At 68.1% G+C, this 12,440-nt stretch carries 11 protein-coding genes and 1 pseudogene; 5 read left to right on the top strand and 7 right to left on the bottom strand.

Translation table 11 applies throughout. The annotated features are described in order from the left end of the window. Window positions 1–196 precede the first annotated feature (196 nt). The 3 genes from nadA to nadC all read left to right on the top strand — a co-directional run bounded on the left by nadA (window position 197) and on the right by nadC (window position 3,804). Window positions 197–1,207, top strand: coding sequence for a quinolinate synthase NadA (nadA, locus tag UCD39_RS18880; RefSeq protein WP_330497393.1), 1,011 nt, complete (start codon window positions 197–199; stop codon window positions 1,205–1,207). A 72-nt stretch (window positions 1,208–1,279) separates the two neighbouring features. Next, entirely contained in the window at window positions 1,280–2,950 is a 1,671-nt protein-coding gene (locus tag UCD39_RS18875; protein WP_330497392.1) for an L-aspartate oxidase, read from the top strand. After that, window positions 2,947–3,804, top strand: coding sequence for a carboxylating nicotinate-nucleotide diphosphorylase (nadC, locus tag UCD39_RS18870; RefSeq protein WP_330497391.1), 858 nt, complete (start codon window positions 2,947–2,949; stop codon window positions 3,802–3,804). The genes UCD39_RS18875 and nadC overlap by 4 nt, the downstream gene beginning before the upstream one ends. Window positions 3,805–3,813: 9 nt before the next feature. Here the strand turns inward: nadC and murI are convergent, their stop codons facing one another. After that, complete coding sequence (murI, locus tag UCD39_RS18865; RefSeq protein ID WP_330497390.1) at window positions 3,814–4,698, bottom strand: glutamate racemase; 885 nt, start codon at window positions 4,696–4,698, stop codon at window positions 3,814–3,816. Window positions 4,699–4,907: 209 nt separating this feature from the next. Between murI and UCD39_RS18860 the strand changes: the two genes are divergently transcribed. Next, window positions 4,908–5,471: a hypothetical protein gene (locus tag UCD39_RS18860; RefSeq protein WP_330497389.1), complete on the top strand. Its 564-nt coding sequence runs from the start codon at window positions 4,908–4,910 to the stop codon at window positions 5,469–5,471. A gap of 63 nt (window positions 5,472–5,534) precedes the next feature. Here the strand turns inward: UCD39_RS18860 and cobT are convergent. From cobT to UCD39_RS18845, 3 genes and pseudogenes are all read right to left on the bottom strand, one after another. Further along, window positions 5,535–7,420, bottom strand: a pseudogene (cobT, locus tag UCD39_RS18855) (cobaltochelatase subunit CobT). 32 nt (window positions 7,421–7,452) lie between these two features. Next, the gene (gene cobS, locus UCD39_RS18850) at window positions 7,453–8,445 is read right to left on the bottom strand and encodes a cobaltochelatase subunit CobS (protein WP_330497388.1); all 993 of its coding nucleotides are present in this window, start codon (window positions 8,443–8,445) and stop codon (window positions 7,453–7,455) included. 69 nt (window positions 8,446–8,514) lie between these two features. After that, entirely contained in the window at window positions 8,515–9,090 is a 576-nt protein-coding gene (locus UCD39_RS18845) for a J domain-containing protein (RefSeq protein WP_330497387.1), read from the bottom strand. Between the two features lie 181 nt (window positions 9,091–9,271). Between UCD39_RS18845 and UCD39_RS18840 the strand changes: the two genes are divergently transcribed. After that, on the top strand, window positions 9,272–9,544 hold the full coding sequence (locus tag UCD39_RS18840) for a BolA family protein (protein ID WP_330497386.1): 273 nt from the start codon (window positions 9,272–9,274) through the stop codon (window positions 9,542–9,544). On the opposite strand, the gene UCD39_RS18835 is transcribed toward UCD39_RS18840, so the two are convergent. The 3 genes from UCD39_RS18835 to aroB all read right to left on the bottom strand — a co-directional run bounded on the left by UCD39_RS18835 (window position 9,541) and on the right by aroB (window position 12,434). Beyond that, a complete protein-coding gene (locus UCD39_RS18835) occupies window positions 9,541–10,632 on the bottom strand; it encodes a Fic family protein (protein WP_330497385.1) in 1,092 nt (363 codons plus the stop codon). The two genes, UCD39_RS18840 and UCD39_RS18835, sit on opposite strands and share 4 nt — an antisense overlap. A gap of 89 nt (window positions 10,633–10,721) precedes the next feature. Then, window positions 10,722–11,282, bottom strand: a complete 561-nt coding sequence (locus UCD39_RS18830) for a DUF2889 domain-containing protein (RefSeq protein ID WP_330497384.1) — start codon at window positions 11,280–11,282, stop codon at window positions 10,722–10,724. Between the two features lie 9 nt (window positions 11,283–11,291). Beyond that, complete coding sequence (gene aroB, locus UCD39_RS18825; protein ID WP_330497383.1) at window positions 11,292–12,434, bottom strand: 3-dehydroquinate synthase; 1,143 nt, start codon at window positions 12,432–12,434, stop codon at window positions 11,292–11,294. Window positions 12,435–12,440 lie beyond the last annotated feature (6 nt).

Genomic DNA, 12,440 nt, shown 5'->3' with positions numbered 1-12,440 from the left:
TGTGACAGTTACATGAATGGGGTCCGAAAGCGGGCTTGACACCCCTTATGCTCCGGGCGAGCATTACCCACCCTAATGCTCAAATAGAGCATAAGGGGTGAAGGTACAGGGAAGACGCCTCCGCCAATCGCGCCGCGGGGGCCGGCCATGCGGGCCGATGTCATTCGTGGCGCGCTTTCGTTTGCCAGGTGTCCCGATGTCCGTTGCCGAACTCGATCTCGAATACACCCCCGCCGTCGCCGCCGCGACCCGCCCCCTGTATGAACGGGTGGCCAAGGTGATCCCCGAGGTGGAGTGGCCCTTCCACGCGCCGCTGGTGCACGCCATCAACACGCTGAAGAAAGAGCGCAACGCCGTCGTCCTGGCGCACAACTACCAGACGCCGGAAATCTTCCACTGCGTGTCCGACATCGTGGGCGACAGCCTGGCGCTGGCGCGCAAGGCGGCGCAGACCGACGCCGACGTCATCGTCATGGCCGGCGTGCATTTCATGGCCGAGACGGCCAAGATCCTGAACCCGTCCAAGACGGTGCTGATGCCCGACATGCGGGCCGGCTGCTCCCTGGCGGACAGCATCACCGCCGCCGATATCCGCCTGTTGCGTGAGGCGCACCCCGGCGTGCCGGTGGTCACCTACGTCAACACCTCCGCCGAGGTGAAGGCGGAAAGCGACATCTGCTGCACCTCCGGCAACGCGGTGGAGATCGTGGAATCGCTGGACAGCGAGAGCGTGCTGTTCCTGCCAGACGAATATCTGGCCAGCTGGGTCGCCACCCAGACCAAGAAGAAGATCATCAAGTGGAAGGGCCATTGTGAGGTGCATGAGCGCTTCACCGGGGCGGAGCTGCGCGACTACCGTACCCGCTTCAAGGATCTGACCATCATCGCCCATCCCGAGTGCCCACCCGAGGTGCTGGCCGAGGCCGACTTCGTGGGCAGCACCGCGCGCATGGTGGAATATGTGGGCGAGGCGCGGCCGAACCGGGTGCTGATGGTCACCGAATGCTCCATGAGCGACAACGTCGCCACCGAGTATCCGGACGTGGAATTCATCCGCCCCTGCAACCTGTGCCCGCACATGAAGCGGGTCAGCCTCTCCAACATCCTGGAGTCGCTGCGGACGCTGGAGCCGAAGGTGGAGATCGACCCCACGGTGGCCGACCGTGCCCGCCTGGCGGTGGAGCGCATGCTGGCCGTGGGCCGCTGATCCCACCGCTTTCCCGAAGGCCGGCCGGGTGTGCGGCCGGCCCCCGTTCCCCTGGTGACGGAGCGTGATGCCATGGATGGTGCGTCTTATCCGGTGTCGCCTGTGAAGGTCGTCCACAGCGATGTGGTGGTGGTCGGGTCCGGCACGGCCGGCATGGCCGCCGCCTTGGCCTTGGCTGGTGCCGGGCGGCGGGTCACCCTGCTGACCAAGACCGATGACCTGCCTGGCGGATCCAGCCTGTGGGCCCAGGGCGGTGTGGCCGTGGCGCTGGGCGCCGGTGACAGCGCCGCCGACCATGCCGCCGACACCGTGGCCGCCGGCGCGGGATTGACCGACCCCGGCATGGCGCGCCTGCTGGCCGAGGCCGGCATCGCCGAGATGTCGGCCTTGCTGGACGCTGGCCTGCCTGCCGACCGGGGCGAGGACGGCAAACCCCTGCTGGGGCGCGAGGCGGCGCATGGCCGCCACCGCATCCTGCACGCTGGCGGCGACGCCACTGGGCGCACCCTGGTCACCTTCCTGGCCGCCCGTGTGCGCGCCGCCTCGGGCATCACCGTCCACACCCGCGCCATGGCCGCCGATCTGGTGGTGCGCGATGTCGGGCGCGGCCGCCGGGTGCAGGGTGTCCTGGCCTATGAGGACGGCGGGGTTGGCCAAAGGGGCGGCTGGGTGCTGCACGTCGCCCCGCATGTGGTGCTGGCCACTGGCGGCACTGGCCAACTGTGGGCCGTGACCACCAACCCGCCAGAGGCCACCGGCGACGGCATGGCGCTGGCCGCCCGCGCCGGCGCCCACCTGGCCGACCTGGAATTCGTGCAGTTCCATCCCACCGCCCTGGCCGTCGCCGGCCCGCCCGGCCGCCGGCCGCTGTTGACGGAGGCGTTGCGCGGCGCCGGGGCCAAGGTGCTGGACGCCAGCGGCCACGCCTTCATGGCGGATGAGCATCCCGATGCCGAACTGGCGCCCCGCGATGTGGTGGCCCGCGCCATCGGCCGCCGCGTGGCCCGTGGGGAGGCGGTGTTCCTGGACCTGCGCCCGCTGTGGGCCGCCGGTGGCGCCCAGAAATTTCCCACCGTGGCTGGCATCTGCGCCGAGGCCGGCCTGGACCCGGCCGCCGCGCCCGTGCCCGTGGCGCCCGCCGCGCATTACCACATGGGCGGCGTACTGACGGACGCCGACGGCCGCACCTCCATCCCAGGATTGTGGGCGGCGGGTGAGGTCGCCTGCACCCATGTCCATGGCGCCAACCGCCTGGCCAGCAACTCCCTGCTGGAGGCGGTGGTGTTCGCCGGCCGGGTGGCGGCGGCCCTGGTGGCCGAGTCGGCCGCGTCCCAGCCGGTGGCGGTTCCGGTGGCGCCAACGGTGCCCGGCGGTCCCGCCGCCGCGAACCTCGCGGCCCAGGCCCAGACATTGATGGCGGAGAAGGTGGGCCTGGTGCGCGACGGCGCGGGCTTGGCCGAGGCCGCCCGGCACCTGTCGGCACTCAGCACCGCCGCCGAGCGCCTGGCGCCAGCCGACGACTACGCCGGCATTCGTGCCGGCCTGGAACTGCGCAACCGCCTGGTCCTCTCGCGACTGGTGGTGGAGGCGGCCAAGCGGCGGGAGGAAAGCCGGGGCGCCCATACCCGCGCCGACCATCCCGAAACCCGTGACGCCTGGCGCCATCACCAGATCCTGACTTATTCCGACCTGGGCCGTGGCGCCGAGGCCGAGCCTGCCCTTACCCGGGAAAACCGCCCATGAGCACGCCTGCCCCCCTCTATCCCGTGATGTATGAAGGCCTGGTCCGCGCCGCGCTGCTGGAGGATCTGGGGCGGGCGGGCGACGTCACCGCCGATGCCTGCATCCCGGTGGACACCCAGGCCCGCGCGCTGTTCCAGGCCCGTCACGCCGGCGTCATCGCCGGTCTGGCCCCGGCGCTGTCGGCCTTCTCCCTGCTCGACCCCAGCCTATCGGTGCGGACCCTGGTGGCCGATGGCGCCCGCGTGGCCCCGGGCCAGGCGGTGGCGGTGGTGGAGGGGGCGGCCCGCCCGATCTTGTCGGCGGAGCGCACGGCGCTGAACCTGCTGGGCCGCCTCTGCGGCATCGCCAGCAAGACGGCGGAGCTGGTCCAGGCCATCGACGGCACCGGCGCCCACATCGTCTGCACCCGCAAGACCACGCCCGGCCTGCGCGCGCTGGAGAAATACGCCGTGCGCGTGGGCGGGGGCAGCAACCACCGCTTCGGCCTGGATGATGCCGTCCTGATCAAGGACAACCATTTGGTGGCGGCCGGTGGCCTGCGCGCCGCCGTGGAACGCGCCCGCGCCCATGTCGGTCACATGGTGAAGATCGAGGTGGAGGTCGACACCCTGGCCCAGTTGGAGGAGTTGCTGACCCTGCCGGTGGACGCGGTGTTGCTGGACAACATGGACCCGCCCACCCTGCGCCAGGCAGTGGAGATGGTGGCTGGCCGCCTGATCACCGAGGCCTCGGGCGGCATCACGCCCCAGACGGTGCGCGCCGTGGCGGAAACGGGCGTCACCCTGATCTCCCTGGGTTGGCTGACCCACTCCGTCACCAACTTCGACATCGGGCTGGATTTCGAGAGCCTTTGAGCGGGGCCTTCAGCCCTTCAATCTCTCAGGGATGGGGTCAGGCCCAACGCTGTGGAAGCGCGCCTCGCCGCCGAAGAAGCGGCTGGCCAGGCGGGTGATGGGCTCCGCCGGGCCGGTGGTGTGGAAGGCTTCGACCCCGCCCTGCTCCCGCGCCCGGCTGGGCAACTCATATTCCGGGTGGCGCTCCAGATAGGCGCGCAGGCTGCTGACCGTCAGGTTGGGCTGGTCCAGGATTTCGACACCGGGGGGCAGGGCCTGGGCGAACAGGTCGGCCACCAGGGGATAATGGGTGCAGCCCAGCACCACCGCGTCGGGCGGCACGCCCTCCAATTGGGTCATCAACCGCCCGGCATAGTCCTCGATGGCGGCGCGGATGGTGTCGACCGGGGCATCGGCCTCGATCAGGCGCACCAGGTCGGGGCAGGCCTGCTGCACCACCCGCACCTCCGGCGCGCGCTTGGCGATCTCCGTGGGGTAGGCGCCGCTGCTGACCGTGTGCTGGGTGGCGAAGATGGCCACGGTGCGCGGCTCGCCCGCGCGGGAGCCGGCGGCCACATCGGCCATCCAGGGCACGCCGGTGATGGCCTCCACCATGGGCACCAGCACGCCCAGCACCCGGCGGTCGGGATAGGCGGTGGGCAGCCAGGTCTGCTGCAGGCGCCGCAGCGCCTGGGCCGAGGCGGTGTTGCAGGCCAGGATGACCAGGGGGCAGCCCAGGCCGAACAGCCGTTCCACCCCGGCCACGGTATAGCGGTAGATTTCCTCCGGCGTGCGGTTGCCATAGGGGGCGTTGGCGTGGTCGCCCAAATAGACGAACCGGCGATCCGGCATTTGGTTGGCCAGGGCGCGCAACACCGTCAACCCGCCGTGGCCTGAATCGAAAACGCCGATCATCGCTCGCAACCGCACCGTTCACCGCCCGGGGCGCGTCCGGGCCCCATCCCCATCGGTTTAGCACGATCCGCCGGGGCGGCGGCAACGCCCTTGCGGCCGGTTGCCGCCCCGTCTTGCCCCCTGCTTGCCATTGCATGTCGGCTATGCCTTAGTGCGCCGGTCCATTATGCTGGCGCCCTTTGCCATTCCGTCTTTGAGGAACCTTGCCCGTGAGCCTGCGTGTCGCCGTCCGCCGGTCCTTGATGATCCTGCCCGTCCTCGCTTCGGCGACAACCCTCGCGGTTGTCGGCGCCGCGCCCGCCTGGGCCCAGGCGGCGAAGCCGGCGACCACCGCGCCCGCGACCGGTTCCGCGCCCATCGTCCCGTCGGCGGCCAAGCCGACCGCCCCGGTCGCGGCCGCTCCGGCGGCCGGAACCAAGGCTGGTGAGGAGGATGACGGCTGGACCTGCCCCTTCCCCAAGAAGGTGCCCACCATTCCCGACGGCAAGACCGCGCCCGAGGCGGACATGCGCAAGGCGCATGAGGAGATGCAGGCCTACGTGAACAGCGGCCAGGGCTTCATCGCCTGCGTCGATCAACTGGTGGCCCAGCATCCGGACAAGGTGACGGTGGCGAAGTTCCTGCAGCTGACCAGGGTGCAGGACGCCGTGGTCAGCGACATGGAAATCCTGGCGGCCCGTTTTAACCAGCAACTGCATGTGTACAAGGCGCGCACCGGCGGCGCACCGGCACCCGCCGCCCCGGCGCCGGCGGCCAAGCCCGCCGGCAAGTAAGCCTGAAAAGATTGGGGTCGCCTGGCATCCGCCCGGCGGCCCTTTTCTTGTGAGCGTCCCGCTCTAACGGCGTCCGCCGCGCGCCTGGCGCCGGCTTCTTCCCGGACGACGGTCGTCCTCATCGAACAGCTCGGCCAGTTTTTCCATGACGGTGCCGCCCAGTTGCTCCACGTCCACGATGGTGACGGCGCGGCGGTAATAGCGCGTGACGTCGTGGCCGATGCCGATGGCGATCAGCTCCACCGGGCTGCGGGTCTCGATATACTCGATGGCGCTGCGCAGATGCTTTTCCAGATAACTGCCGCTGTTGACCGACAGGGTGCTGTCGTCCACCGGCGCGCCGTCGCTGATCACCATCAGGATGCGCCGCTGTTCCGGCCGGGCGATCAGGCGGGTGTGGGCCCACAACAGGGCCTCGCCGTCGATGTTCTCCTTCAGGATGCCTTCGCGCAGCATCAGGCCCAGGTTGCGCCGGGCCCGGCGCCAGGGGGCGTCGGCCTCCTTGTAGACGATGTGGCGCAGGTCGTTCAGGCGGCCGGGGGCCGGCGGCTTGCCGCTGGCCAGCCAGCGCTCGCGGCTTTGCCCACCCTTCCACGCCCGGGTGGTGAAGCCCAGGATTTCCACCTTCACGCCGCAGCGTTCCAGCGTGCGCGCCAGGATGTCGGCGCTCATGGCGGCGATGGTGATGGGCCGGCCGCGCATGGACCCGGAATTGTCGATCAGCAGGGTGACGACGGTGTCGCGGAAATCGGTGTCGTTCTCCTGCTTGAACGACAGGGGCAGCACCGGGTTGGCCACCACGCGGGCCAGGCGGGCCGCGTCCAAGATGCCTTCCTCCAGGTCGAACACCCAGGCGCGGGTCTGCTTGGCCATCAGGCGGCGCTGCAGGCGGTTGGCCAGCTTGGCGATGACGCCCTGCAGGTGCTGCAACTGCTGGTCCAGCATCATGCGCAGGCGGGCCAGTTCATCCGGGTCGCACAGGTCGGCGGCGCCCACCACCTCGTCGAACTCGGTGGTGAAGGCGCGATAACCGCCCGCGTCCGGGCTGTTGCGGCCGAAATCGGGGCGGGACGGCTCGCCGGGCTCGCCCGACTGCTCGGCCCCGGCCCCCTCCATCTCCTGCTCCTCGCCCTCGCTGCTCTCGGCGGCGCCCGCGGTTTCCTCCGTCTGGCCGCCGGACTGCTGCTGCTCACCCGTCGCTTCGGGGTCGGCATCGTCGGATTGGCCGCCGCCGGCGTCGTCATTGTCGGCGCCCTCAGGGCTCTGGGTGTCGCCCGATTCGGCCGTCTCCTCCTCTTCCGACTTGTCCGGCTCGCCGCCCACCTCCAGGTCCAGGTCGGTCAGGATGCGGCGGGCCTCGCGGGCATAGGCCTGCTGGTCGGCCATGGCGGCCTTCAGCTGCGCCAGGTCCGCGCCGGCCTTTTCCTCGATGAAGGGACGCCACAGGTCCAGCGCCGCCTGGGTGGCGGGGGCGACGGGGGCGCCGGTCAGGGCCTCGCGCGCGATCAGGCGCAGGGCGTCGGCCAGGGGCACCTGGTCGCGCGCCGTGGCCCTGTCCAGGCCCTGGCGGCGAAACCGCTCCTCCAGCGCCGCCGTCAGGTTGTCGGCCACGCCGGCCATGGCGGTGGCGCCCAGCGCCTCGCACCGCGCCTGCTCCAGCGCGTCGAAGGCCAGGCGGGCGGTGTCGCCGGTGGGCAGCAGCCGGGCGTGCGTGGCGGCGTCGTGATGGCGCAGACGCAAGGCGGCGGCGTCGGCCGCCCCCGCACCGGCGCCACGTCGCGGGCGTTCAGGTCACGCGTGGGCAGGGGGACCCGCACCCGCGTGCCGGAAAAGCCCGGCGGTTCGGCGGAGAATCCCACCGTCAGGTCGCCGCGCTCCGCGATGGCGCGGACGGCGGCACCGGTGGCCCGCTTGAACGCCTCCAGCGGCGATTCGCGGTCGGAAGACATGGGCTCGTTCCTTCTCGGGCGTCGGCCCCGCCTCAGGCGAGGGTGGCGCGCACGCCGCTCTCGGGCAGTTCGGTGCCGAAGCAGCGCTGGTAATACTCGGCCACCGCCGCGCGCTCGATCTCGTCGCACTTGTTCAGGAAGGTGACGCGGAAGGCGAAGCCGACATCGGCGAAGATGTCGGCGTTCTGGGCCCAGGTGATGACCGTGCGCGGGCTCATGACGGTGGAGATGTCGCCGGCGATGAACCCGGCGCGCGTCAGGTCGGCCAGGCGCACCATGGCGTTGACCAGCACCCGGCGCTCCTCCGTGTCGTAGGACGGCACCTTGGCCAGGACGATCTTCACCTCGGCGTCATGGGGCAGGTAGTTCAGGGTGGTGACGATGTTCCACCGGTCCATCTGGCCCTGGTTGATCTGCTGGGTGCCGTGATAGAGGCCGGTGGTGTCGCCCAGGCCGATGGTGTTGGCCGTGGCGAACAGGCGGAAGGCCGGGTGGGGGCGGATGACCTTGTTCTGGTCCAGCAGGGTCAGCTTGCCCTCGACCTCCAGCACGCGCTGGATGACGAACATCACGTCTGGGCGGCCGGCGTCGTACTCGTCGAACACGATGGCGCAGGGGTGCTGCAGCGCCCACGGCAGGATGCCCTCGCGGTATTCCGTCACCTGCACGCCCTCACGCAGGACGATGGCGTCCTTGCCGATCAGGTCGATGCGGCTGATGTGGCTGTCCAGGTTGATGCGCAGGCAGGGCCAGTTCAGGCGCGCGGCCACCTGCTCGATATGGGTGGACTTGCCCGTGCCGTGATAGCCCTGGACCATGACGCGGCGGTTGTAGGCGAAGCCGGCAAGGATGGCCATGGTCGTTTCGCGGTCGAAACGATAGGTGCTGTCGATTTCCGGCACATGTTCCGTGGGCGCGCTGAAGGCCGGCACCTGCATGTCGCTGTCGATCCCGAAGGCCTTGCGGACGGAGATCGTGGTATCGGGCAGCGAGGCGGCGTTCATCGGGGTCTTTTCCTGGGACATGAGACGGTCGGCTTTCCTGCGATATCGGACAGAACGGTTGGTTTTTGGTCTTGGTTCGGTGCCGGGGGCTCAGCCCTGGTCGGCGTAGGCGGCCTTCAGCACGTTATAGGCTTGGTTGATGCGCTTCAGGCGCTCTTCCGCATCCTTGTCGCCACCATGCGTATCGGGATGGTTCTGCTTGGCCAGCTCGCGGTAGCGCTGCTTGATCTCACCGAACTCCACCGGCGCCTTCAGGCCCAGCACGTCCAGCGCCTCATCCTCCGGCGTGCGGGGCGAGGGCGGCGGCGGGCGGTTGGCCGTCCCTTCCCAATCGGCGCCGAAGGTGTGGCCACGGCTCATCTTGTCGCGCAGGTTCCGTTCCCGGGTGCGCCAATCCCCCATGGGCCAGGTGGGCCGTTGCCAGGTGGTGTCGTAGCGCATGGCGCGCTCGATCTCTTCCGTGCTCATGCCCTGGTAATAGTCCCAGGCCTTGTTGTAGGCGCGGACATGGTCCAGGCAGAACCAGAAATAGTCGTTCAGCTGGCTGCGGTTCTTGGGCGCGCGATACTCCCCCACCTCGGCACAGCCCGGGTGGTCGCAGGCCCTGACCTGGACCTGCGGCGGGTCGTCGAACGAGAAGGAGAATCCGGGGCGCTGTTTCTGCATCGCGAAAGTATGGGGGCACGTCCGGGCCGTGACAAGCGCGGCGGGTCGCCCACGGCACCATTGCCGGGGCAAAGCTGGGCTGCTGTCCCGACCGCCGCGAATCGCCTTGCCGCCATTGACAGCGGCGCCCCGGCATCGCACCTGAGGGGGTAGGACGAACCTTCCGCCGCGGGCCCCTTCCATGCGCTATGCCGACCGAATCCACACCAAGCTGACCCAGGCGCTGGCGCCCGTCACGCTGATCGTCGACGACCAGTCGGCGGCCCACGCCGGCCACGGCGGCGCCGCGCCCGGCGGCGAAACCCATTTCGAGGTGACGGTGGTGTCGGCCGCCTTCGCCGGCAAGTCACGGGTGGCGCGTCAGCGCCTGGTATACGACATCCTGAAGGATGAACTGGCCGAGCGGGTTCATGCCCTGTCGCTCAAGACGCTGACGCCGGAAGAGGTGGTTTAAGCAGACCGCCATGGGGCGTTCGTGAATAAATTCACCAGCGGGACATTGACGTAATAGTTGTTCCGCCCGTGTTGCTGCTTGAGCAGTAGGCCGCCCTCAGCGAGCTGATCCAGATATTTGGCGGCAGTCTGCCGTGAAACTTCAAGTTCGCTCTGGACGAAATCAATTCGCGTGTACGGATGTCGAAACAAGTTGTTCAGAAGATCATGTGAGTATATTTTATAATGATAAGTTCGGAGCCTGTTTTTGTAATTTTCCATAAGTTCCTTGATGCCGTCGATCAAAGTCAGCGCGTGGATAGATGACTCAGATACGGCTTTCATCATATACAGTAGCCATTCCTGCCATTCGCCTGTGTCTCGGGTTGATTGCAAGAGAGAGTAGTATTGCCCTTTATGTTCCGTGATATATCGACTTAAATAAAGAATCGGAATTTCAAGAAGACCCTGCTGGGTTAGGTATAGTACATTAATAATTCTTCCAATCCGACCATTCCCGTCCGGAAACGGGTGAATGCTCTCGAATTGGTGATGGATGACCGCCATCTTGATCAAGGGGTCGAGCGAACATAAAGAATCATCGTTGATGAATTTCTCCAGGTCGGACATGGCCGCCACTATGGTGTTTTTATCTTGTGGTGGCACATAGACAAGATCGCCTGTTGCCTCATTTTTCAAGGCGGTGCCGGGGGTGTCTCTAAACTCCCCTGTCGTGCGCTTCAACAACTGGAACATCGAGATAATGGTGTTGTTTGTAAGCAGACCGGTTTTTCTAAGCTGATCAAACCCAAGCTTCAAGGCATCTCGATATAGCGCCACCTCTTTCGCCGCCGGGGATGCAGCGGGGGGAAAGAAACTCGCCTGGAATAGTTCATCCTGGGTAGTGACGATATTCTCTATCTCGGAACTGGCCTTGGCCTCCTGAAGCGACAATGTGTCGATCAATATGCCTTGGTTGGGCATGCTGGTGGCGCGGCCCTTCAACTCGCCAAGATGCCTATGGGCTCGTGCCATCTCTCGAAATACTTGGGTTGTTTCCAACTCACCCGGAGGTGGAAGCGGTGGCAGGTTGTACGTTGGCTTTAACATGATGGCCCGCTCATGTCGAAGAATTGCGACGTCTTTAACATATCGACACGACATGTTAAGGAAATCGAAAAACCATAACATGGGCGTGGCTAATTTCCCTCTTCCCTCGGTCCGGTGTAGTGCTCCGGGTACCAGCGCTTCACCACGGGGCCGTCGCTGGCCATGACGTGGCAGGTGTTCAGCACCGGGGGCGGGCCGCCGGCGCCGCCCCGGCGGCGGGCGCTCAGCACCGGGGCCAGGGTCTGGAAGGCGGTGGTGGCCACAGGGCCTAGCAACTCGACCAGATGGGTGCAGCCCTCCGTCCGGCCCAGGCGCTGCTTGACCGCGCTGGTCCAGCCGGCGGCGATGCGCAGGCCCACCAGGCGCTGGAAGTTGGGCAGGATGGCGGGGCAGTGGGCGAAGGGGGCGTTGTCGGTGGCGACCTCCACCGCGCGCACCGTCAGCGTGTCGTCCACCGTCAGGCGTACCCACATCTCATGCAGGAACTGCCCCGGCTGGATGGTGCCGCGCCATTCATTGTCGAAGGCGTAGTGCTTCTCATCCGTGATGTGGCCTTCGATGTCCCAAAGGCCGTCCGCGCGTTCATAGCCCTGGCAGGTGACGCGGCGGGTGTGGAGCGGCTTGCGCGGGGCGGCGGGGGGCAGGGGCATGGGGGCGGGTCACGCCTCCAGCGCCGCGGCCACCACGGCGCGCACCGGCTCGGGATCGATGCCCCGGGCGGTGAAGGCCTGGCCGATGCCGCGCGCCAGGATGAAGGTGATGCCCCCATCCTTCACCTTCTTGTCCTTGGCCATGTGGGCCATCAGGGCGTCCACGGTCCAGCGGCCCTTGGCCAAGTGGGCGGCGCCGGTGGGCAGGCCCACGGTCGTCAAGTGGCGGCGCATGCGGTCCAGGTCGGCGGGCGGGCACAGCCCTAGGCGCACCGACAGGTCGAAGGCCATGACCATGCCGATGCCCACGGCCTCGCCATGCAGCAGCTCCCCGCCATAGCCCACTTCCGCCTCCAGCGCGTGGCCGAAGGTGTGCCCCAGGTTCAAAAGGGCGCGCACCCCGCCCTCGCGTTCATCCTGGGCGACGATGGCGGCCTTGGCGGCCACGCTTTCGGTCACCGCGTCCGTGCGCAGGGCGGTGTCGCCGGCCACCAGGGCGGGGCCGTTTTCCTCCAGCCAGGTGAAAAAGTCCGGCCGGTCGATCAGGCCGTACTTCACCACCTCGGCATAGCCGGCCAGCACCTCGCGCCGGGGCAAGCTATCCAGCGCGCCGATGTCGGCCAGCACCAGGCGGGGCTGGTGGAAGGCGCCGATCAAGTTCTTGCCCTGGCGGCTGTTGATGCCGGTCTTGCCGCCCACGCTGCTGTCCACCTGGGACAGCAGGGTCGTGGGCACCTGGATGAAGTCGATGCCGCGCAGGGCGATGGCGGCGGCGAATCCGCCCAGATCGCCGATGACCCCGCCGCCCAGCGCCACCAGCATGGCGCCGCGCTCGATGCCGCGCGACAGCAGGATTTCCAGCACCGCCTCCAGATGGTGGAAGCTCTTGGTCGCCTCGCCCGCCGGCACCACGATGGGGTCCAGGACGCGGGCGCCGGCCGCTTCCAGCGAGCGGGTCAGGGTGCCCAGGTACAGGGGCGCCACCGTCTCGTCGCTCAGGATGACCAGGGGGCGGCGGCCGGCGATGGGGGCCACCAGGGCGCCGGCGTTCTCAATCAGGCCGGTGCCCACCCGCACGTCATAGGAACGGTCGCCCAAATGGACGGGAACGGTACGGGCGAGGCCGGTGTGGGCGGAAACGGTTTGGCTCATGATTCC

Origin of the sequence: Nitrospirillum karajorum (genome assembly GCF_036348415.1) — a bacterium.
GTDB lineage: Bacteria > Pseudomonadota > Alphaproteobacteria > Azospirillales > Azospirillaceae > Nitrospirillum > Nitrospirillum amazonense_B.
Note: the sequence above shows the minus strand (reverse complement) of the source record. Positions and strands in the feature narration are given on the sequence as shown.